The organism is Psychromarinibacter sediminicola (genome assembly GCF_029168335.1).
GTDB classification, from domain to species: domain Bacteria; phylum Pseudomonadota; class Alphaproteobacteria; order Rhodobacterales; family Rhodobacteraceae; genus Psychromarinibacter; species Psychromarinibacter sediminicola.
On sequence record NZ_JARGYC010000077.1, the window covers coordinates 1 to 20,812 of the forward strand.

A 20,812-nucleotide genomic window follows, 5' to 3' on the forward strand; every position below is an offset into this window, starting at 1 on the left:
CGCGGCGACTATGATCGCCGCCCAGTGAACGAGCGACACCAGCTATGAAGAAGCAGGTGGACGCCAGTTCCTACACCATTTCCCGGGGCACTACCGGCTTGCCAGCCTCCGACATGACCCTCTGGCATGGCGCGCGGGTCAGCGATCTTCTGGCGCGGTTCCGTAATGCCGACTGAGACTGCGGCACGCTGTGCCCTTCAGGCGGCGCGCCAGCGCCGCCTGAGCGTTCATCCCGACGAATTCGGGATGGAGCAGGACATCTGTGACGTGACGCTGTGGCTCATCGAGAAGCACGGCCTGTGTCGTGTGCACGTGTGGGTGGACCGGCACTACACGCAGATCGGACGGGAGATCGCTGGCGTGACCGTCATGAGCTCTCCGATCCACCCCGCTCGACTGACCGAGGAGGCGCACAAGGCGTTTCTCGCCCTCTGCTACACGATCGAAGACACCCGCGCAGACACCTACGGCCACCAGTTCTGCGACGTCACCATTCGAAGCACGAAGCCATTCGGGCCTACGCGCGCATCGAGAATGCGGTGCGGCGCTGGCGATCACAGTAGGAAATTCATCGGAACCTTGAAAAAGGGCGGCGCAAGCCGCCCTTTTTGCGTTCTTATCTTTTCTTGGGCCGATACCTACCGACATTGCGCATCGAATTCCCGGCAAGTCATCGAAACGGACGCCGGTGTATTCTTTCCTGGCGGACTGGTCTACTGGGAACGGAAGCAGAGCCGCGCCCCGAGCCCAAGAGCTCTATCGGCCACCGATAAGCTCAAAAAAATTTGGAAAACCGTTTCTGTCGCCCGATTCCGGTGCCCATATCCCTCAGGACAGAGCCGAAAGCGCCTTCCTGCGCGAAAATGGCAGAAATAGCGGAAAATCGGGCTCCTTTGCCCGATTGACCTTTTTCGCTTGCGGAATGGACGTTTCAAGCCCGCCGGTGGCCACTAATTGGTAGTCGGAATAGGAATATCGGAATACTCGGGGCCGACAGCTTAGCCGCATTTCGAGTAGCCGCAGCTCATGCAGGTCAGGCACCCCTCGACCATGCGCAGGTCGTAGGACCCGCAGGAGGAACAGGACGGCCCGCGCCCGCGGTTCAGGTTCACCACCTCGGCGCGCGGGTCGGACTTCAGCCCCAGCCCCTCGCCCTCGATGAAGCCGATGGCGATCAGGTGGCGCTCGATCACCCCGCCGATGGCCGCGAGGATCGAGGGGATGTACTTCCCCTGCATCCACGCACCGCCGCGCGGGTCGAAGACGGCCTTCAGCTCCTCGACCACGAAGGACACGTCGCCGCCCCGCCGGAACACCGCGCTGATCATCCGGGTCAGCGCCACGGTCCAGGCGAAATGCTCCATGTTCTTGGAGTTGATGAAGATCTCGAAGGGCCGCCGGTGCCCGTTCAGGATGATGTCGTTGATCGTGACATAGATCGCGTGCTCGCTGTCGGGCCATTTCAGCTTGTAGGTCTGGCCCTCCAGCTGCTGCGGCCGGTCCAGCGGCTCGGAGATGTAGACCACGTCGCCATGCGGCTGCTGCGGCTCGGCGCCGGTGAGGGAGACGACTTCGGGGGTGGATTTCTCAACAAACTCGGAGAGGGATTTGCCGAAGAACTCGGCAATCTTCATCGCGTTCTCGGCGGCGGTCGTCGCGTTTGGACGCTTCTTCAGTTTATCGAGAAGATGGTAGCTGAGCCCTGTGGCGTTTGCGACCTCGGAAACGGTTTTTTCACTCTGCGCAAGGTGACGCGCAAAAGCTTCGCCAAAACTCTCCACCTGTCGTGAAGCGCCATCTTCAGACACCGTCAACACCGACCCCGTCACCTCGTTCGGCCGGTAGGTCGTGCAGCCTTTGCAGCCGGTCTCGTAGGCTTCCATGTAGACGTCCTTGAACGCCTCGAAGCCGATATCCTCGGGGCAGTTGATCGTCTTGGAGATCGACGAATCGACCCATTTCTGCGCCGCCGCCTGCATCCTCACATGCTCCAGCGGCTGCAGCATCTGGGCGTTCACGAAATGATCCGGCAACTCGGCCTCGCCGAACCGCTCGCGCCACATCTGCAGCGCGTAGTCGACGACCTCCTCCTCGGTCTTGGTCCCGTCCTTCTGCAGCACCTTGCGGGTATAGGCATAGGCGAAGACCGGCTCGATCCCGCTGGACACGTTGCCGGCATAGAGCGAGATCGTCCCCGTCGGCGCGATCGAGGTCAGAAGCGCGTTGCGAATGCCCTTTTTCCGGATCGCCTCCCGCACGTCCGGGTCCATATGCGCCAGCGACCCGCTCGCCAGGAACTTCTCGGTGTTGTAGAGCGGAAACGCCCCCTTCTCGGCGGCCAGATCGGCCGAGGCCAGGTAGGCCGCCCGCGCCACCCGGTGCAGCCAGCGCTCGGTCAGCGCCGCCGCGGCGTCCGAGCCGTAGCGCTCGCCGACCATCAAGAGCGCATCGGCCAGCCCGGTCACGCCCAGCCCGATCCGCCGCTTGTTCCGCGCCTCCTCGGCCTGCTGCGGCAGCGGGAATTTCGAGGCATCGACCACGTTGTCCATCATCCGCACGGCCACGCGCACCAGCTCGTCCAGCGCGTCCTCGTCCACCGCCGCGCCGCCGCCGAACGGGTCCGTGACCAGCCGCGACAGGTTGATCGACCCGAGAAGGCAGGCGCCGTAGGGCGGCAGGGGCTGTTCGCCGCAAGGATTGGTCGCCGCGATCGTCTCGCAATAGGACAGGTTGTTCATCTGGTTGATGCGGTCGATGAAGATCACGCCCGGCTCGGCATAATCGTAGGTCGACCGCATGATCCGGTTCCACAGATCGCGCGCCTCGACCGTATGATAGACCTTGTCGCCGAACTTGAGGTCCCAGGATCCGTCCGCCTTCACCGCCTCCATGAAGGCGTCGGTGACCAGCACCGAGACGTTGAAGTTGCGCAGCCGCGCCGCGTCCTTCTTGGCGGTAATGAAATCCTCGATGTCCGGGTGGTCGCAGCGCATCGTCGCCATCATCGCGCCGCGGCGCGAGCCGGCCGACATGATCGTGCGGCACATCGCGTCCCACACGTCCATGAAGGACAGCGGCCCGGAGGCATCCGCCGCCACCCCCTTCACGTCCGCCCCCTTCGGCCGGATCGTCGAGAAGTCGTAGCCGATCCCGCCGCCCTGCTGCATCGTCAGCGCGGCTTCCTTCAGAGCGTCGAAGATGCCCGCCATGGTGTCCGGGATCGTCCCCATCACGAAGCAGTTGAACAGGGTGACGGCCCGGTCGGTGCCCGCCCCGGCGGTGATCCGCCCCGCCGGCAGGAACCGGAAATCCTCCAGCGCGCCGTAGAACCGGTCGACCCAGGCGTCGGGCTCGGCCTCCACCGACGCCACCGCCCGCGCGATCCGGCGCCAGGAATCCTCGACCGTCTGGTCCACCGGCGTGCCGTCCGCCTCCTTCAGCCGGTATTTCATGTCCCAGATCTGTTCGGCGATCGGGGCGGTGAAGCGGGTCATCGGCGTGATTCCTTCTGCGGAGGGGGCCTGCAGGTTATCCCATACCGGACGGCTTTTCCACAACCGGTTGAAGCCTCCGGCGAATGTCCTACGATATGTCGCGTGGGAAAGGGTGAGTCCGTGAGCAGATTCGTCAACCTTGTCAAACTCTCCGTCGGCACCGAAAGCGTCGAGGGTCTGGAACGCTGGCAGGACAGCCCGCGCAGCCACGGCCCCGACGGCCTGCCGCGCCACGTCACCCGCATGTGGCCGAAGCGCGAGGCCGAGATCCTCGCCGGCGGCAGCATCTACTGGGTCATCAAGGGCACGATCCTGTGCCGCCAGCCGATCCGGCGGCTGGACGAGGTGATCCGCCAGGACGGCATCCGCCGCTGCGGCATCGTGCTGGAGCCGGGCCTGATCCGCGTCGCCGCCACGCCGAAACGCGCCTTCCAGGGCTGGCGCTACCTCGACCCGGCCGACGCCCCTGCCGACCTGCCGCAGCACCGCCAGGACGAGGACCCCCTCCCCCCGCAGCTCAGCGCCGCGCTGGCCGAGATCGGGGTGCTCTGACGCTTCATCTGGCCGAAAATACTCCGGGGGAGTCGCGAAGCGACGGGGGCAGCGCCCCCATGCGCCCTATCCGTCCAGCCCCAGCGCCTCCAGCATCGCGACAAGCGCGCCGCGCTCCGCCTCCGACCATGCCGCCTTGCGCGACTTGAACAGCGTCGCCTGGCTGCGATGCACCGGCTCCGCCCCCAGCACCTTCAGGTGGTTGGCGCGCAGCGTCTCGCCCGACGAGGTGATGTCGGCGATCGCTTCGGCCGTCAGGTTCTTGACGGTCCCCTCGGTCGCCCCCTGCGAGTCGACCAGCAGGTAATCGGCCACCCCCTGCTCGCGCAGGTACTCGCGGATCAACCGGTGATACTTCGTCGCAATGCGCAGCCGGTGGCCGTGCCGCCGCCGGAACGCCGCCGCCACCGCGTCCAGGTCGTCCAGCGTCTCGACATCGACCCAGGCCTTCGGCACCGCGATCACCAGGTCGGCGTGGCCGAACCCCAAGGGCGTCAGTTCCTTCACGCTCTGCTCCCAATGCGCCAGCTTCTCGCGCACCAGGTCGGTGCCGGTAACGCCCAGATGGATGCGCCCTTGCGCCAGCTCGCGCGGGATTTCCCCGGCCGACAGAAGCACCAGCTCGCAGCCCGGCACCCCCTCGATCCGGCCGGAATACTCGCGTTCCGAGCCCGCCTTCTCCAGCGTCACGCCATGCGCGCCGAACCAGTCGAAGGTCTTGTCCATCAGCCGGCCCTTGGACGGCACCCCCAGCTTCAGCGCCATCAGCCCGCCTCCCGCAAAGCCTGCACCAACGCCGGGCGGATCACCCCGCCCACGGCCGGGATCTCCGCGCCGCCGCCCAGCGCGCGGGTCAGCGCGTCGTAGCGCCCGCCCGTCGCCACCGGTGGCAGATCCGGCCGCGCCGCGGCGTAGAAGCCGAAGACGAAGCCGTCGTAATACTCCATCGAGGTGCGCCCGTAGCCGCCTTCGAAGTCCAGCGCGTCCACGTCCAGCCCCTTTGCTGCCAGCGCCTCCAGCCGCGCCTCCACCCGGGCGACGGCCGCGGTGATCGCCGGCATGTCCACCGCGATGTCGCGCAGGCGCTCCAGTGCCATCGGCGCCGTCTCGCGCAGGGTCACGATCTGGTCCAGCAGGTCGGTCTCCGCCGCCGACAGGGGCGGCTGCTCGGCATCGGCCGCCAGCACCGCGAGCCGTTCGCGGATCTCCTCCGGCCCGCGCAGCCCGATCATCGGCCCGGCCTCGGCCAGCACGTCGTCGCCGCGGCGGAACCGCTCCAAGAGCGCCATGCGCCCCGGCGGCATCGGCGCCCGGCCGGAATAGCGGTCGAGCAGCGCGCGGAACCTGCGAGGACGCCAGATATGGCGGACGAGCGCGGCCTTGCGATAGTCCGGCGCCGACAGCCCGCGCACCGCCGCCATCAGCACCCCGATATCGCCGGTGGCCGCCCGCAGGTGCAGCCCCGACAGCACCTCGGCGAACAGCGCGAAGACCTCCGCGTCCGCCGCCACCGGGTCGCTCCCGTCGAACAGCTCATAGCCCACCTGGTCGTGCTCGGGCGGACGGTCGCTGTCCAGCTCCTGGGTCCGGAACACCTTGCCGGCATAGGCATAGCGCGCCGGCGTCGCGCCCGAGGCCATGTGCATCTGCACCACCGGCACCGTAAAGTCCGGCCGCAGCACCAGCTCGCCCGCCAGCGGGTCGCGCGTGGTATAGGCCCGGCCGCGAATATCCTCGCCGTACAGGTCCAGCAGCGTCTCCGCCGGCTGCAGCACGGGCAGGTCCACGACCTGCGCCCCCGCCGCGCGGAACGCCTCGGAGATCCGTACGATTTCGGCGTCGAGCGCCTGGTCGCCACTCATCCGCCGAGCTTCTCTTTCACATAATCAACAAGTTTCGCGCGCGAAACTTCTTCCTGCGCCGGCTGCTCGCGCCATTCCTCGTGGGTCAGCCCTTCGGCCAGTTTCTTGCCCAGCGCCAGGTCCTTGACGGTGACGATCCCCTTGTCCTTCTCGTCCGCGCCCTCGATGATCGCCAGCGGACAGTCGCGCTTGTCGGCGTATTTCAACTGGTTGCCGAAGTTCTTCGGGTTGCCCAGATAGACCTCGGCCCGGATGCCTTCGCTCCGCAGCTCCGCCGCCATCGCCTGATAATCGGCCATCCGGTCGCGATCCATCACCGTCACCAGCACCGGCCCCTTCGCGACACCGTCGACGCGCCCCTTGGCCCTGAGCGCGGCGAGCAGCCGGTCGACCCCGATGGAGATGCCGGTCGCCGGCACTTCCTGCCCGGTGAACCGCTTGACCAGATCGTCATACCGCCCGCCACCCGCGACCGAGCCGAACTGCCGCGGCCGGCCCTTCTCGTCGAGGATCTCGAAGGTCAGCTCGGCTTCGAAGACAGGGCCGGTATAGTAGCCGAGACCGCGCACGACGGAGGGATCGATGACGATGCGGTCCGGACCATAGCCTTGGGCATCCAGGAGCTCCGAGATCTGGATTAACTCATCAATCCCCTCATTCCCAATCGGGCTAGGGCCAACAATTTCCCTCAAGTAGTCGCATACTGCTGCGTTGATCAAATTCTGCTCAACGATCACGTCGCCAATTGGATTTGCTGCAAGATTATCTTCATAGGCTGATTTCGCGTTGATGAATCTCATGATCAACGCGCCTTGGTGAGGGGTGAGACCTGCCCCTTTCGTGAAGTCGCCGCTTTCATCGCGACGACCTTTCCCAAGAAGCTGCATAACACCCTCGTCACCGAGGCGATCATATTTATCAATTGCTCGAAGAACGATGCCTCTCTCTTCCGCAAATCGACTTGGATCACTGGGGTCGATCAATGTAGCCGCTTCAAGAACCCCGTTCAGCACCTTCCGGTTGTTCACCCGCACGATATAGTCGCCCCGGTCGATCCCGACGGCCTCCAGCGTCTCCGCCAGCATCCCGCAGATCTCGGCATCCGCCGCCACGGTGGGCGCGCCCACCGTATCCGCATCGCACTGATAGAACTGCCGGAACCGCCCCGGCCCCGGCTTCTCGTTGCGCCAGACGGGCCCCATCGCATAGCGCCGGTAGGGCGTCGGCAGCTCGTTGCGGTGCTGCGCGTAGACCCGCGCCAGCGGCGCCGTCAGGTCGTAGCGCAGCGCCAGCCAGGTCTTGTCGTCGTCCTCCTGCCAGGCGAAGACGCCGTCGTTCGGCCGGTCCACGTCGGGCAGGAACTTGCCCAGCGCCTCCACCGTCTCCACCGCCGAGGACTCCAGGGGGTCGTAGCCGTAGCGCCGGTAGACCTCGGCGATCTTGCGCAGCATGTCCTCGCGCTCGGCGACCTCATGGCCGAAATAGTCGCGGAATCCTTTCGGCGTCTCGGCCTTGGGGCGCGGCTGTTTCTTCTGCTTGGCCATGGGGCTGTCCCTTCGGGGTCTCGTTCGCGGCGGGGTCTAGCGGATGCCCGCAACAGGGGCAAGAACGCCCGGCCCCGCCTTGTTCACAACGGTTCCCACCGCCGGCGCGATGCACTACACCGTCGGCATGGACGAGACCCGCATCGACGCCCTCGAAGAACAGCTCGCCCACCTGCAACGGGTGGTCGACGATCTGTCCGAAGTCATCGCGCGCCAGTCGGCCGAGATCGACCGGCAGACCCGCCGCGTCGCGATGCTGATGGAACGCGAAGCCGAGCGTGAGGCCGAGACGGCCAGCTCGGTGCCGCTCGCCGACCAGACGCCGCCGCACTGGTAGCGGGCGCGCTCAGCCGCCCAGCGTGGACTGGGCGACCAGTTCGCGGTCGTGCAGGAACAGCTCCATCCAGCTGCCCGAGCCGCCGAAATCGCGATAGACCGACAGGAAGGCCGCCTGACGGTCGAGCCGGCCGGCCCGCCGCTCCGGGCAGAACGCGCCCCGCTCCACCCGGCAGACCCGCGTCTTGACCGTTTCGTAGGCCTCGTCCGTTTCGGAATACGGGTTGGTGTTCAGCGGGTTGTACCGGGTCGCCTCGTGGACCTGCGCGGTGCCGAACAGCGCCAGCGACGCCGTGAACTTCCGGGCACAGCCGTCGCGGAAGCCGGTGAGGAACTGCGCCCGCGGCGCGACGCTGTCGGGCGCGGAGTCGTACAGGCGGAATTGCCCGTTGCCCGAGCGCGCGACCTCCTCGCCCATCTCCCGCCGCGACAGGCCGCAGACGGTCGCGATCTTTCCGAAGGGCAGATCGGCGACGGGGCCATCGGCGGCAGGCGCATCGTTGCCGCCGAACAGGCCCAGAAACCCGCCGCGCCCGGAGGACGGCGCCTCGGAGGTCGCCATCGCCCCTGTCGTCACCTCGGGCCGCTCCGCCGGTACCGGCGCGGCGGCCACCTCGGTCTCTTCCGCCGTCACCTCGCCCGGCACCCGCTTGAACAGGAAGCCGAACAGGCGCGGTTTCTCCGACCGCGGCGCGGCGGCGGCCGTGGGGGGCGGCGTCACATAGGTGTCGTCCTGCGCGTATTCGGCGGGCGGCGGCGCGTCCGGCGGCAGCATCGTCTCGGGGTCGACGACCGGGCCGCGCGGGCCGGCACAGGCGGTCACGAGCGCGACGCCCGCGGCCAGAAACAGCCCCGCCGGGAGCCGTTCACGGATGTGTCTGACGATGGAATAGGTCACGCGGCACAGTCCCCCTTCCACTAAACCTAGCGTCACCGACTGAGTCGGCGCAACCCATCTTGTGGCCCGATGCGCTATTCGGCCGCCGTCAGGGCTGCCGTCAGCCGCTCCGACACATCGCCGCGCATCGCCCCGGCGATCCGCGCCCGGTGCCGCTCTGGCACCGCGATCGGGGTGTCCGGATCGGCCGGCGTCTCCAGGATGCGCCGCGCCTCCTTGCGCAGGGGTTTTGGCTCTTCGCCGGCCGCCCGTCTTGCGCCAAGCGCCCGCAGCGCCTCGGCCTGGGCCGCGTCGACGCCCGGGTTCACCTGACCGCCGTCGATCTCCAGCGCATCGGGGTCGACGCCGCAGACCTCCAGGAAATCCGCCACGAAGGCCGTGCCGCCGCCCCGGATCGCCTCGAACGGGCGCAGCACGACCCGGATGCCGGGCGCCGCCGCCTCCAGCCGCCCGACAAGGTCGTCAAAGCGGAACCCCTCGATATCGGTCCGGGAAAGGAAGGTGTCGTAGCTGTCCGCCGTGGCCAGGGCGCGCAGCGCCTCCGAGTAGTGTCCGCGCAGCAGCCCCGGAAGCCGGCGGGTGTAGAGCACGACCGTGACATCGGCGGGGTCGATCCCGTAGATCAGCGCGCGCAGGCAGGGCCCGGCCTGCGGATAGAACCGCGCCGGCGCGTGCCCCCACTCCAGCTCGCGGTGGATCGGGTTGCCCAGGAAATTCTCCTCGGAGACCAGCACCGTATGCGCGCCGACGGCGCGCGCCTGCTTGACGAAACGCCCGTTCAGCGACGCGAGGATATCCTCGCTCCCCTGCCCGCGCGCGGGGTTCTGCAGCCGCCGCAGGCGGTGGCGCGCGCGTTCCAGGCCCTTCGGCCAGGCGGTGTTGACACAGCGCACCCCCTGCGCCGCCAGCGCCCGCGCGTTCCGGTGCAGATTGTGCTGCAAAAGCGTGCTGCCCGTCTTGTGCACCCCGAGGTGATAGACGAAGCGCAGCCGGTCAGGCATCTTCCACCGTCACAACGCCGCCCAGCGATTTCAGCGCGCCCTTGATCTGCGGGTTGATGTGGAACCCGTCGCCCAGCGCGATCTCCACCTCGCCCGGCAGGTCGGGCGCCATCAGGCACAGCTGGACGGGTCCGCGCGCGCGGCTCCGGGCCTCGGCCGTCGCCCGCTCCAGCAGCGCCGCGACGGCGGCGACGGCCTCGGCCTCGTCCACGAAGACGCGCAGCCCGGCGCCGCCGGCATCCGCGGCCACGGCGTCCACCGGCTGTACCGACCGGGCCAGCAGCTTCAGCTGGTCCGATTCCATCGTCGCCTCGACCGACAGCACCACGTTCTGTCCGGTCTCCAGGTGGTCGCGCGCGGCCTCCAGCGTGTCGGAGAACACCGTGACCTCGTACAGCCCCGTGGGGTCGGACAGCGCGACGAAGGCGAACCGGTTGCCGCGGGCCGACTTCCGCTCCTGCCGGGCCGAGACGGCGCCGGCCATCTTCGCCACCAGCGGCGCACGCTCGGCCTGCGCGGCCACCTCCTCCAGCGTCATGATCCCCTTGCGCTTCAGCGGGCCCATGTAGTCGTCCAGCGGGTGGCCCGACAGGTAGAAGCCGATCGCCTTGTGCTCCTCGGCCAGCCGCTCGTTCGGCAGCCAGTCGTCCACGGGCGACAGCCGCGGCTCGGGCAGGTCGTCGCCGGCTTCGCCGAATAGCGACACCTGCTGCGAGTTCTTCTGGTCGTGGATCGCCGCCGAATAGGCGACCAGCGCATCGAGCGAGTCCAGCACCCGGCGGCGGTTCGGGTCCAGCGTGTCGAAGGCGCCGGCGCGGGCCAGCATCTCCAGCGGCCGCTTGCCGATCCGCTTCAGGTCGACCCGCCGGGCAAAGTCGTAGAGGGTGACGAAGGGCTTGTCCGGCCGTTCGTCGCGCGCCTCGGCCTTGGCCGCAACGGCGGTGGCGAGCGAAGACGCCTGGGACGGCTGATGAGCGTCCCGGCGGGCCTCGACGATCATCTGCATCGCGTCCACGCCCACGTTCTTCAGCGCCCCCAGCCCGTAGACGACCTTGCCGTCCGCCACGCTGAAGGTCGCCGCCGACCGGTTCACGCAGGGCGGCACGATCTCGATCCCCAGGTTGCGCCGCACCTCCTCGGCATAGACGCCCAGCTTGTCGGTCAGGTGGATATCGCAGTTCATCACGCCGGCCATGAACTCCACCGGGTGGTTCGCCTTCAGCCAGGCGGTCTGGTAGCTGACCACGGCATAGGCGGCGGCGTGCGACTTGTTGAAGCCGTAATTGGCGAACTTGTCGAGAAGGTTCCACACCTCCAGCGCCTTGTCGTCGTCGACGCCGTTCTTCTTCGCGCCCTCGATGAACTTCGGTCGCTCGGCGTCCATCGCCTCCTGGATCTTCTTGCCCATCGCCCGGCGCAACAGGTCCGCGCCGCCGAGCGAGTAGCCCGCCATCTCCTGCGCGATCTGCATCACCTGCTCCTGGTAGACGATGATGCCCTGCGTCTCGTCCAGGATATGGTCGATCGACGGATGGATGTGGTCGCGCTCGGACAGCCCGTTCTTCACCTCGCAGTATTTCGGGATGTTCTCCATCGGCCCGGGCCGGTACAGGGCCACAAGCGCCACGATGTCCTCGATGCAGGTGGGCTTCATCCGGCGGAGCGCGTCCATCATCCCCGAGCTTTCCACCTGGAACACCGCGACCGTCTTGGCGCTGGCGTAAAGCCGATAGGTCTTGGGGTCGTCCAGCGGGATCGCGTTGATGTGGTTCTCCGCCCCCTCGGGCGGCTCGTAGATCCGCGCCCCGTCCGGCCCGGTGTGCAGGTCGCGCCCCTGTCCGTGGATCAGGTCGATGGCGTTCTGGATCACGGTCAGGGTCTTCAGCCCGAGAAAGTCGAACTTCACCAGCCCCGCCTGCTCGACCCATTTCATGTTGAACTGCGTCGCCGGCATGTCCGAGCGCGCGTCCTGGTAGAGCGGCACCAGCGCGTCCAGCGGTCGGTCGCCGATCACCACGCCGGCCGCGTGGGTCGAGGCGTTCCTCAGAAGCCCCTCGACCTGCTGGCCATAGGTCAGCAGCCGGTCGACGACCTCTTCTTCCCGCGCCGCCTCGCGCAGCCGCGGCTCGTCCTTCAGCGCCTTCTCGATGGAGACGGGCTTCACCCCCTCCACCGGGATCATCTTCGACAGCCGGTCGACCTGGCCGTAAGGCAGCTGCAGCACGCGGCCCACGTCGCGCACCGCCGCCTTGGACAGGAGCGCCCCGAAGGTGATGATCTGCGCCACCTTCTCGCGGCCGTATTTCTCCTGCACGTAGTGGATCACCTCTTCGCGGCGGTCCATGCAGAAGTCGATGTCGAAGTCGGGCATCGACACTCGCTCGGGATTCAGGAACCGCTCGAACAGCAGCGAGTAGCGCAGCGGGTCGAGGTCGGTGATCGTCAGCGCATAGGCCACCAGCGAGCCGGCGCCGGAGCCCCGCCCAGGCCCGACCGGGATGTCATGCTCCTTGGCCCACTTGATGAAGTCGGCGACGATCAGGAAGTAGCCGGGAAAGCCCATCGACTCGATGATGCCCAGCTCGAAGTCCAGTCGCGCCTGGTACTCCTCGACCGAGGCGGCGTGCGGGATCACGGCGAGACGCGCCTGCAGCCCCGCGTTCGCCTGGCGGCGCAGCTCCTCCACCTCGTCGTCGGCGAAGCGCGGCAGGATGGGGTCGCGTTTCTCCGCCTTGAAGGCGCAGCGCTTCGCGATCTCGACGGTGTTCTCCAGCGCCTCGGGCAGATCGGCGAACAGCGCCGCCATCTCCTGCGGCGTCTTGAAGTAATGCTGCGGGGTCAGACGGCGGCGCGGCTGCTGCTGGTCGACATAGGCGCCGTCGGCGATGCAGATCAGCGCGTCATGCGCCTCGTACATCTCGGTCTTCGGGAAATAGACGTCGTTGGTCGCCACCAGCGGCAGGCCCATGGCATAGGCCATCTCGACATGCCCGCGCTCGGTCGCCCGCTCCGCCTCGGTCAGGTCGCCGTTCTCGCCCGGATGCCGCTGCAGCTCGACATAGAGCCGGTCGGGATAGGCCGCCGCCAGCCGCTGCACGAACGCCTCCGCCTTCGGCCGCTGCCCCGCCTGGAGCAGCCGCCCCAGCGCCCCCTCCGGCCCGCCGGTCAGGCAGATCACGCCGTCGGAATGCGCGCACAGCTCGTCCACCGAGATCACCGGCAACGCGCCCCCCGCGTCCAGGTAGGCGCAGGAGTTCAGCTTCATCAGGTTCTCGTACCCGGCCTCGTTCTGCGCCAGCAGCACCACCGGCGCCGGCGGCCGCGGCTTGTCGCCCGGCTGGGGCGGGTCGTAATCCACATCCATCTGGCAGCCGACGATCGGCTGCACCCCCGCGCCGCTCGCCAGAACCGAGAATTCCAGCGCGCAGAACATGTTGTTGGTGTCGGTCACCGCGACGGCCGGCATCCCGGCCTCGGCGCAGAGGCCGGCCAGTTTCTTCACCGGCACCGCGCCTTCCAGAAGCGAGTACTCGGTATGCACGCGGAGGTGGATGAATCGGGGATCGCTGCTCATGCCGCCACCATATCTTGTGTCGGCGCACCGGGAAAGCGGTGTATCCGGTCCCGTCAGTGGACCGTCTCGTATCCGGTGATCCGGCCCTGGAAATAGGGCCGGTATGTGTCCCCGAAGACATAGCCCACCTCGCCCTCGGCCGGGACGCGGCGGGGGCCGATCATGCGGTAGTTCCGGAAACAGCCCCGCCAGGTCTGGAAGATCGGCTGCCCGGCCGCGTCCGTCGACGGGCGGTCCTTGGCCAGCATCTCGACGATGTCGCCGCCCGAATCGAAGCGGAACCGCGCCGAGACCGGCCCGCCCGGCACCTCCATCGTCACCACCGCCCAGTCCGGCCCGTCCATGCGCCAGCTCAGCGACGGGTTGCCCAGGATCGCGTCGGGTGCCCAGGGCAGCTCGGCCAGGTAGCGCATCGCCTCCGCGCGGTCGGTGATCGGCCCCTCCGCCCGCGCCGCGGGAATCAGCCCGAAGAGCTGCATCCGCAACAGCCCCGTGCCGTCGACGAAAGCATCGAAGCCGCGCAGCTTCGGCAGCGGTCCGACGTCCTGCCGCGCCTCCCAGACGAAGCCGGGGGCGCCGATGGCGATGGATTGACGCGCCTCCAGCAGCATCCAGGGCGCGGCCGGCTTCGGCTGGAATTCCGCGCGCTGCGTCAGATGCACCCGCGCCGCCAGGTCGGTCGGCGTCGCGTCGCCGCGCAGCGCGAAGTCGCGCACCCTGTCCGGAAGTCGCTCGGACACGTCGCGCGGCGCCGGGGCGCGGTCCAGCCGGGCCTCCAGCGCGCGCACCCGCCGCGCCATGCGCGCCGGCCCCGCCGCCAGCGCCAGGGCGACGGCCACGATCAGCGCCAGTGCCGCGAAGAGCGCGATTTCCATCGTCAGTCGATTTTCTGCATCTGCGAGCGGTCCTTGACCCTGCGTCGCGTCTGGCGGGCGGTTTGGCAAGAGGCCCGGCGGCGCCTCGGCGGCATCCTGCCAAGCCTGCCCCGCGCGTGGCCTTGGCCCGGTTCGCTGCGGAAATTTTGGGCAGATCGGCGCAAACAAGCCCCCCGCTGCCCTGCCGAAACGCTTGCCAATTGGGCAAACACCCGTTTTCCTTGGTCGACAACAGGGGGCGTCCGGCTTTACGCCGCATCGGGCCGGACGCAGGCGGGAAACCGCCGGTAACAGACAGCGGCACCGGATTGTTCATGGGCCAGATCGCGTTTCTCCTCAACGGAGACCCGGTGACCATCGCCGACGTCGCGCCCACCACGACCCTTCTCGACTGGCTGCGCGAGACGCGCGGGCTGACCGGCACCAAGGAAGGCTGCAACGAGGGCGACTGCGGCGCCTGCACGGTGATGGTGACGGATGCGAGCGGGGCGCGGGCGGTGAACGCCTGCATCCTGTTCCTGCCGCAGCTCGACGGCAAGGCGGTGCGCACAGTCGAGGGGATCGCCGGCCCCGACGGAACCCTGCACCCCGTCCAGCAGGCGATGATCGACCACCACGGCTCGCAATGCGGGTTCTGCACGCCGGGATTCGTCGTCTCGATGGCCTGCGCGCATCTGAACGGGCGGCGCGATTTCGACGACCAGCTGGCCGGGAACCTGTGCCGCTGCACCGGCTACGCGCCCATCGTGAGGGCGGCGGAGGCGGCGGCGGAACGGCCGGTGCCGGATTGGATGCGGGAGGATCTGGGGTTGATCGGGGGCGCGATGGGTGAACCCGCGCCGGGGGCGCGGACCCACCCATCCTACGGACAACCGAAATCGGCGGACGAGCTGGCGGCGTGGTATGCCGCGCATCCCGACGCGGTGCTCGTGGGCGGGGCGACGGATGTCGGGCTGTGGGTGACCAAGGCGCTGCGGGAGCTGCCGGAGGTCGGCTTCCTCGGCGGCGTGGACGACCTGAAATACCTGCATGTCGATTCGGAGGAGGTGCGGATCGGCGCCGTCACCTCGCTGACCGAGGTCTGGGAGGCGATGCGCGACCTGCACCCGTCCTTCGCCGAGATGCTGCGCCGCTACGGCGCGGTGCAGGTACGCAACGCCGCCACGATCGGCGGCAACATCGCCAACGGCTCGCCCATCGGCGACAGCCCGCCCGCGCTGATCGCCCTCGGCGCCACGCTGCACCTGCGCAAGGGCGACGCGCAGCGGGCGCTGCCGCTGGAGGACTTCTTCCTCGACTACGGCAAGCAGGACCGCGCGCCGGGCGAGTTCGTGGAGGCCGTGAGCTTCCCGCGCCAGCCCGATAGCCTGCGTTGCTACAAGCTGTCGAAACGCTTCGACCAGGACATCTCCGCCGTCTGCGGCTGTTTCAACATCACCGTGGAGGAGGGCCGCGTCGCCGCCGCGCGCATCGCCTTCGGCGGCATGGCCGGCATCCCGAAACGCGCCGCGGCGGTGGAGGCGGCGCTGCTCGGGCAGCCCTGGACGGAAGAGACGGTGGCCGCCACGGCGGACGCCTGGGCCAAGGATTTCCAGCCGCTGTCGGACATGCGCGCCTCCGCCGGCTATCGCCTGGACGCGGCACGCAACATGCTGATCCGCTACTTCCACGAGAGGGCGGGCACGCCGGTCAGCGTGCTGGAGGTGCAGCCATGAGCGTGGCAAAGCCCCTGCCCCACGACGCCGCCGCGCTGCATGTCACCGGGCAGGCGCGCTATGTCGACGACGTGCCGGTGCCGGCGAACTGCCTGTCCGTGGCCTTCGGCCTGTCGACCGTGGCGCGCGGGCGGATCGCCTCGATGGACCTCTCGGCCGTACGCGCGGCCCCCGGCGTGGTGGCCGTGCTGACGGCCGGGGACCTTCCCGGCGCCAACGACGTCTCGCCCTCGATCCACGACGAGCCGTTGCTGGCGGAGGCGGAGGTGTTCTACCTGGGCCAGCCGGTCTTTGCTGTGATCGCCGAGAGCCACCTCGCCGCCCGCAAGGCGGCCCAGCTGGGAGAGGTGACTTACGAGGAGTTGCCGGCGCTCCTGACCATCGAGGACGCGCTCGCCGCCGACAGCCGGTTCGAGGGCGGGCCGATCACCTGGTCCAAGGGCGACGTGGCGGCCGCGCTCGCCGCCGCGCCGCACCGCATCGAGGGCTCGGTCGCGGTGGGCGGGCAGGAGCATTTCTACCTCGAAGGCCAGGCCGCGCTGGCGCTGCCACAGGAAGGCGGCGACATGGTGGTGCATTCCTCCACCCAGCACCCGACCGAGATCCAACACAAGGTGGCCGAGGCGCTCGGCGTCCCGATGCACGCCGTGCGCGTCGAGGTCCGGCGCATGGGCGGCGGATTCGGCGGCAAGGAAAGCCAGGGCAACGCGCTGGCCTGCATCTGCGCGGTGGCGGCGCGGGTCACCGGCCGGCCCTGCCGGATGCGCTATGACCGCGACGACGATTTCGTCATCACCGGCAAGCGGCACGACTTCCGCATCGACTATACCGCCGGGTTCGACGGCGAGGGGCGGCTGACCGGCGTGGACTTCGTGCAATACGCCCGCTGCGGCTGGGCGCAGGATCTGTCGCTGCCGGTGGCGGACCGGGCGATGCTGCACGCCGACAACGCCTATCTCCTGCCGGCGGCGCGGATCACCTCGCACCGGCTGAAGACCAACACCCAGTCCGCCACCGCCTTCCGCGGCTTCGGCGGGCCGCAGGGGATGGTGGGAATCGAGGCCGTCATGGACCGGGTGGCGTTCGAGCTGGGGCGCGATCCGCTGGAGGTGCGCCGGGGGAACTTTTATCGCGGGATGGAGAGCGCTGGGGGACCAGCCCCCGCCGCCATTGTCTCTCGGACCAATGGCGCGACAACGGCGGCCCCCCGGGATATCTCCGACCAGAAGAAGGATGGACCGGCGCCCGTCACGACGGGGACGCATCGCGACATGGCCTCGCGCGGGTCGATGGGCGCGGTGGACGAGGCGCCGGAGGGCGCCGGCGCTGCGCCGGACGGGGCACAGACGACGCCCTATCACATGGCCGTCGAGGATTTCGTGCTGCACGAGATGGTCGACGCGCTGGTGGAGACCTCCGACTATGCGGCGCGGCGGGCGAAGGTGGCGGAGTGGAACGAGGCCAACGCGCTGCTGAAACGCGGCCTCGCGCTGACGCCGGTGAAGTTCGGGATCTCCTTTACCCTGACGCATCTGAACCAGGCGGGCGCGCTGGTGCATGTCTACCAGGACGGCTCGATCCACATGAACCATGGCGGCACCGAAATGGGACAGGGGCTGTTCCAGAAGGTGGCGCAGGTGGCCGCCAGCCGGTTCGGCGTGCCGCTGGCCTCGGTGAAGATCACCGCGACGGATACCGGCAAGGTGCCGAATACGTCGGCCACGGCGGCGTCGAGCGGCTCCGACCTGAACGGCATGGCGGTGAAGGCCGCCTGCGACGAGATCCGCGGCCGGATGGCCGAGTTTCTCGCCGCCGAGCACCAGACCGAGGCCGCGCAGGTGCGCTTCGCGGACGGGCAGGTGGAGGTCGGCGGCGCCAGCTACAGCTTCGCCGAAGCGGTGCAGAAATGCTATGTCGGCCGCGTCAGCCTGTCGGCCACCGGGTTCTACAAGACCCCCAAGGTCAACTGGGACCGGGTGCAGGGGCGCGGGCGGCCGTTCTTCTACTTCGCCTACGGCGCGGCGGTGACCGAGGTGGCCGTCGACACCCTGACCGGCGAGTACCGGCTGCTGCGGACCGACATCCTGCACGACGCCGGCGCCTCGCTGAACCCCGCCATCGACATCGGTCAGGTGGAGGGCGGCTACGTCCAGGGCGTCGGCTGGCTGACCACCGAGGAATTGGTGTGGGACGGCAAGGGCCGGCTGACGACGCATGCGCCCTCGACCTACAAGATCCCGGCCTGTTCCGACCGGCCGGACGTGTTCAACGTGGCGCTGTGGGACAAGGGGCGGAACCGGGAGGACACGATCTATCGGTCGAAGGCGGTGGGCGAGCCGCCGTTGATGCTGGGCATCTCGGCGCTGGCGGCGATCTGGGACGCGGTCTCGGCCTGCGGGCCGGGCTATCACGACCTGTCGGCCCCGGCGACGCCGGAGAAGGTGCTGGCGGCCATCGAACGGGTGCGGGGATGAGTTTCGACGTGGAGGCCCTGCGCGACGCCGTCGCCGCCCGTGGCCGGGTGGCGCGGGTGGTCGTGGCGGCCGTCGAGGGCTCGGCCCCGCGCGAGCCCGGCGCGGCGATGCTGGTCTGGGACGGCGGGCAGTCCGGGACCATCGGCGGCGGGGCTCTGGAATTCGAGGCCGCGGCGGAGGCGCGGGCGGCGCTGGCCGAGGGGCGCGACGCGGTCTGGCGCAAGCCGCTGGGGCCGGCGCTGGGGCAATGCTGCGGCGGGGCCGTGGTGCTGGTCTGCGAGGCCTACGACGCCGCGCGGGTCGAGGCGTTGGACGGGCCGGCGGTGCTGCGGCGGGTCGCGGGGGATAGCGACGTTCCGCTGGCGCTGAAGCGCGACATGGCGCGGGCGCGCGGCGCGGGCGCGGCGGTCGAGACGCGGCTGTCCGGCGGCTGGCTGATCGAGCCGGTGGCGCGGCCCGCGCGGTCCGTCTGGGTCTATGGCGCGGGACATGTCGGGCGGGCCATCGTGGGCGTGCTGGCGCCGCTGCCGGAGATGGCGATCACCTGGGTCGACACGAGCGCGGAGCGGTTTCCCGAAACGGTGCCGGAGGGCGTCACGCAGCTTGTCGCGGCGAACCCGGCGGACGCGGTGCGGCACGCGCCGGGGGAGGCGGAGCACCTGGTGCTGACTTATTCGCACGCGCTGGACCTAGAGATCTGCCACCGGCTGTTGGGGCACGGGTTCGGCGCGGCCGGGTTGATCGGGTCGGCGACGAAATGGGCGCGGTTCCGGTCGCGGCTGGCGGCGCTGGGGCACGCGCCCGAGAGCATCGCGCGCATCCGCTGCCCGATCGGGGATCCGGGCCTCGGCAAGCACCCGCAGGCCATCGCGGTGGGCGTGGCGGCGGAGATGCTGGCCGGGACGGGCGCGGCGGAGCAGGATGGAGAGGGCGCATGGCAGACACACTCCTGAGCATCGAGGGGCTGACCAAGGCCTATCCCGGCGTTGTGGCGAATGACGACGTGTCGTTCACCGTCTCGGAGGGCGAGGTCCATGCGCTGCTGGGCGAGAACGGCGCGGGCAAGTCGACGCTGGTGAAGATGATCTACGGGCTGGTGAAGCCCGACGCCGGCCGGATGACGATGCGGGGGGCGCCCTACGAGCCCGCCACGCCCCACGCGGCGCGGCAGGCCGGGGTGGCGATGGTGTTCCAGCACTTCTCGCTCTTCGACGCGCTGAGCGTGGCCGAGAACGTGGCGCTGGGGATGGAGGAGGCGCCGAAGCAGCGGCAGCTGGCCCGCCGCATTCGCGAGGTGAGCGAGACCTACGGCCTGCCGCTGGACCCCGACCGGCTGGTCGGCGACCTGTCGGCGGGCGAGCGGCAGCGGGTGGAGATCATCCGCTGCCTGCTGCAGGATCCGAAGCTCCTGATCATGGACGAGCCGACCAGCGTGCTGACGCCGCAGGAGGTGGAGATCCTGTTCGAGACGCTGCACAAGCTGCAGCACGAGGGGACGGCGATCCTGTATATCTCGCACAAGCTGGAGGAGATCCGCACGCTCTGCGACAACGCGACGATCCTGCGGCTGGGCCAGGTGGTGGCGACCTGCGATCCGAAGACCGCCTCGGCCCGCGAGATGGCGGAGCTGATGGTGGGCGCGACGCTGCACACGCCGTCGCGCGCGGCGAAGGCGCCGGGGGATGTGGTGCTGGAGCTTTCGGGTCTGTCGGTGGCCTCGGCCAACCCGTTCGGGACATCGCTGAAGGACATCACCCTGGAGGTGCGGTCGGGCGAGGTGCTGGGGATCGGCGGGGTCGCCGGGAACGGGCAGGACGAGCTGCTGGCGGCGCTGTCGGGCGAGGCGCCGGCGCGGGCAGAGGCGGTCTGTCTGCATGGCGAGGCCGTCGGGCGGCTGGGGCCCAACGCGCGCCGGCGGCTGGGGCTGCTGGCCGCCCCCGAGGAGCGGCTGGGCCACGCGGCGGCGCCGGATATGAGCCTGACGGAGAACGCGGTGCTGACCGGGGCGATCCGCGAGCAGCTGGTGGCGAACGGGTTCCTGAAATGGCCCGAGGCGAAGGGGTTCGCGGAGCGGATCATCGAGGCGTTCGACGTGCGGACCCCGGGGCCGGGCAACGCGGCGCGGTCGCTGTCGGGGGGGAACCTGCAGAAATTCGTGATCGGGCGGGAGATCTTGCAGCGGCCGATCTGCCTGGTGGTGAACCAGCCGACCTGGGGCGTGGATGCCTCGGCCGCGGCGGCGATCCGGCAGGCGCTTTTGGACCTGGCGGCCGAGGGGGTGGCGGTCGTGGTGATCAGCCAGGATCTCGACGAGCTGATGGAGATCTCGGACCGGTTCGCGGCGCTGAACGAGGGACGGCTGAGCGAGCCCCGGCCGGCGCAGGGGCTGACGGTCGAGGAGATCGGGCTGATGATGGGCGGGGCGCATGACATGGAGGTGGCGCATGTGGACGGGTGAGATTTCGCCGCGCTGCGCGCGTCGATCCG

General features: G+C 69.1%; 15 protein-coding genes. 7 read left to right on the plus strand and 8 right to left on the minus strand.

Annotated features, from left to right (window positions below; genetic code table 11):
* Positions 1 to 126 precede the first annotated feature (126 nt).
* Positions 127 to 876 carry a hypothetical protein gene (locus P1J78_RS20515; protein ID WP_275569265.1) on the plus strand — a complete coding sequence of 250 codons (750 nt, stop codon included), beginning with the start codon at positions 127 to 129 and terminating at the stop codon, positions 874 to 876.
* A gap of 122 nt (positions 877 to 998) precedes the next feature.
* Here the strand turns inward: P1J78_RS20515 and P1J78_RS20520 are convergent, their stop codons facing one another.
* Entirely contained in the window at positions 999 to 3,494 is a 2,496-nt protein-coding gene (locus P1J78_RS20520) for an adenosylcobalamin-dependent ribonucleoside-diphosphate reductase (RefSeq protein ID WP_275569266.1), read from the minus strand.
* 120 nt (positions 3,495 to 3,614) lie between these two features.
* Here P1J78_RS20520 and P1J78_RS20525 point away from each other — a divergent pair, with 120 nt between their 5' ends.
* Entirely contained in the window at positions 3,615 to 4,046 is a 432-nt protein-coding gene (locus P1J78_RS20525) for a DUF1489 family protein (protein WP_275569267.1), read from the plus strand.
* Positions 4,047 to 4,112: 66 nt separating this feature from the next.
* On the opposite strand, the gene hisG is transcribed toward P1J78_RS20525, so the two are convergent.
* Genes hisG through hisS form a run of 3 tightly spaced genes read right to left on the minus strand, consistent with a single transcriptional unit; the run spans position 4,113 to position 7,452 of the window.
* Positions 4,113 to 4,811: an ATP phosphoribosyltransferase gene (gene hisG / locus P1J78_RS20530; RefSeq protein WP_275569268.1), complete on the minus strand. Its 699-nt coding sequence runs from the start codon at positions 4,809 to 4,811 to the stop codon at positions 4,113 to 4,115.
* Positions 4,811 to 5,908: an ATP phosphoribosyltransferase regulatory subunit gene (locus P1J78_RS20535; protein ID WP_275569269.1), complete on the minus strand. Its 1,098-nt coding sequence runs from the start codon at positions 5,906 to 5,908 to the stop codon at positions 4,811 to 4,813. The genes hisG and P1J78_RS20535 overlap by 1 nt, the downstream gene beginning before the upstream one ends.
* Positions 5,905 to 7,452, minus strand: a complete 1,548-nt coding sequence (hisS, locus tag P1J78_RS20540; RefSeq protein WP_275569270.1) for a histidine--tRNA ligase — start codon at positions 7,450 to 7,452, stop codon at positions 5,905 to 5,907. The genes P1J78_RS20535 and hisS overlap by 4 nt, the downstream gene beginning before the upstream one ends.
* A 127-nt stretch (positions 7,453 to 7,579) precedes the next feature.
* On the opposite strand from hisS, the gene P1J78_RS20545 reads away from it, so the two are divergent.
* Positions 7,580 to 7,789, plus strand: coding sequence for a SlyX family protein (locus tag P1J78_RS20545; RefSeq protein WP_275569279.1), 210 nt, complete (start codon positions 7,580 to 7,582; stop codon positions 7,787 to 7,789).
* Between the two features lie 9 nt (positions 7,790 to 7,798).
* Here P1J78_RS20545 and P1J78_RS20550 read toward each other — a convergent pair whose 3' ends face one another.
* From P1J78_RS20550 to P1J78_RS20565, 4 genes are all read right to left on the minus strand, one after another.
* The gene (locus tag P1J78_RS20550) at positions 7,799 to 8,686 is read right to left on the minus strand and encodes a hypothetical protein (RefSeq protein WP_275569271.1); all 888 of its coding nucleotides are present in this window, start codon (positions 8,684 to 8,686) and stop codon (positions 7,799 to 7,801) included.
* A 74-nt stretch (positions 8,687 to 8,760) separates the two neighbouring features.
* Complete coding sequence (locus P1J78_RS20555) at positions 8,761 to 9,687, minus strand: hypothetical protein (protein ID WP_275569272.1); 927 nt, start codon at positions 9,685 to 9,687, stop codon at positions 8,761 to 8,763.
* Positions 9,680 to 13,261 (minus strand): DNA polymerase III subunit alpha, encoded by a 3,582-nt coding sequence (gene dnaE / locus P1J78_RS20560; protein ID WP_275569273.1) that lies wholly within the window; start codon positions 13,259 to 13,261, stop codon positions 9,680 to 9,682. Before dnaE ends, P1J78_RS20555 begins: the two co-directional genes overlap by 8 nt.
* Positions 13,262 to 13,314: 53 nt before the next feature.
* On the minus strand, positions 13,315 to 14,136 hold the full coding sequence (locus P1J78_RS20565; protein ID WP_275569274.1) for a DUF6544 family protein: 822 nt from the start codon (positions 14,134 to 14,136) through the stop codon (positions 13,315 to 13,317).
* Between the two features lie 314 nt (positions 14,137 to 14,450).
* Between P1J78_RS20565 and xdhA the strand changes: the two genes are divergently transcribed.
* From xdhA to P1J78_RS20585, 4 genes are read left to right on the plus strand one after another with little or no spacing between them, the layout of a single operon-like run.
* Positions 14,451 to 15,851: a xanthine dehydrogenase small subunit gene (xdhA, locus tag P1J78_RS20570; protein ID WP_275569275.1), complete on the plus strand. Its 1,401-nt coding sequence runs from the start codon at positions 14,451 to 14,453 to the stop codon at positions 15,849 to 15,851.
* Entirely contained in the window at positions 15,848 to 18,325 is a 2,478-nt protein-coding gene (locus P1J78_RS20575) for a xanthine dehydrogenase molybdopterin binding subunit (protein WP_275569276.1), read from the plus strand. The genes xdhA and P1J78_RS20575 overlap by 4 nt, the downstream gene beginning before the upstream one ends.
* Positions 18,322 to 19,278 (plus strand): xanthine dehydrogenase accessory protein XdhC, encoded by a 957-nt coding sequence (gene xdhC, locus P1J78_RS20580; protein WP_275569277.1) that lies wholly within the window; start codon positions 18,322 to 18,324, stop codon positions 19,276 to 19,278. Before P1J78_RS20575 ends, xdhC begins: the two co-directional genes overlap by 4 nt.
* Positions 19,260 to 20,783, plus strand: a complete 1,524-nt coding sequence (locus P1J78_RS20585; protein WP_275569278.1) for an ABC transporter ATP-binding protein — start codon at positions 19,260 to 19,262, stop codon at positions 20,781 to 20,783. Before xdhC ends, P1J78_RS20585 begins: the two co-directional genes overlap by 19 nt.
* The last annotated feature ends 29 nt before the right edge of the window (positions 20,784 to 20,812 follow it).

Coding starts and splice junctions, on each gene's coding strand:
- P1J78_RS20515 (WP_275569265.1), top strand. CDS start 127: ATGGCGCGCGGGTCAGCGATCTTCTGGCGCGGTTCCGTAATGCCGACT.
- P1J78_RS20520 (WP_275569266.1), bottom strand. CDS start 3,494: ATGACCCGCTTCACCGCCCCGATCGCCGAACAGATCTGGGACATGAAA.
- hisG (WP_275569268.1), bottom strand. CDS start 4,811: ATGGCGCTGAAGCTGGGGGTGCCGTCCAAGGGCCGGCTGATGGACAAG.
- P1J78_RS20535 (WP_275569269.1), bottom strand. CDS start 5,908: ATGAGTGGCGACCAGGCGCTCGACGCCGAAATCGTACGGATCTCCGAG.
- hisS (WP_275569270.1), bottom strand. CDS start 7,452: ATGGCCAAGCAGAAGAAACAGCCGCGCCCCAAGGCCGAGACGCCGAAA.
- P1J78_RS20545 (WP_275569279.1), top strand. CDS start 7,580: ATGGACGAGACCCGCATCGACGCCCTCGAAGAACAGCTCGCCCACCTG.
- P1J78_RS20555 (WP_275569272.1), bottom strand. CDS start 9,687: ATGCCTGACCGGCTGCGCTTCGTCTATCACCTCGGGGTGCACAAGACG.
- dnaE (WP_275569273.1), bottom strand. CDS start 13,261: ATGAGCAGCGATCCCCGATTCATCCACCTCCGCGTGCATACCGAGTAC.
- P1J78_RS20565 (WP_275569274.1), bottom strand. CDS start 14,136: ATGGAAATCGCGCTCTTCGCGGCACTGGCGCTGATCGTGGCCGTCGCC.
- xdhA (WP_275569275.1), top strand. CDS start 14,451: ATGGGCCAGATCGCGTTTCTCCTCAACGGAGACCCGGTGACCATCGCC.
- P1J78_RS20575 (WP_275569276.1), top strand. CDS start 15,848: ATGAGCGTGGCAAAGCCCCTGCCCCACGACGCCGCCGCGCTGCATGTC.
- xdhC (WP_275569277.1), top strand. CDS start 18,322: ATGAGTTTCGACGTGGAGGCCCTGCGCGACGCCGTCGCCGCCCGTGGC.
- P1J78_RS20585 (WP_275569278.1), top strand. CDS start 19,260: ATGGCAGACACACTCCTGAGCATCGAGGGGCTGACCAAGGCCTATCCC.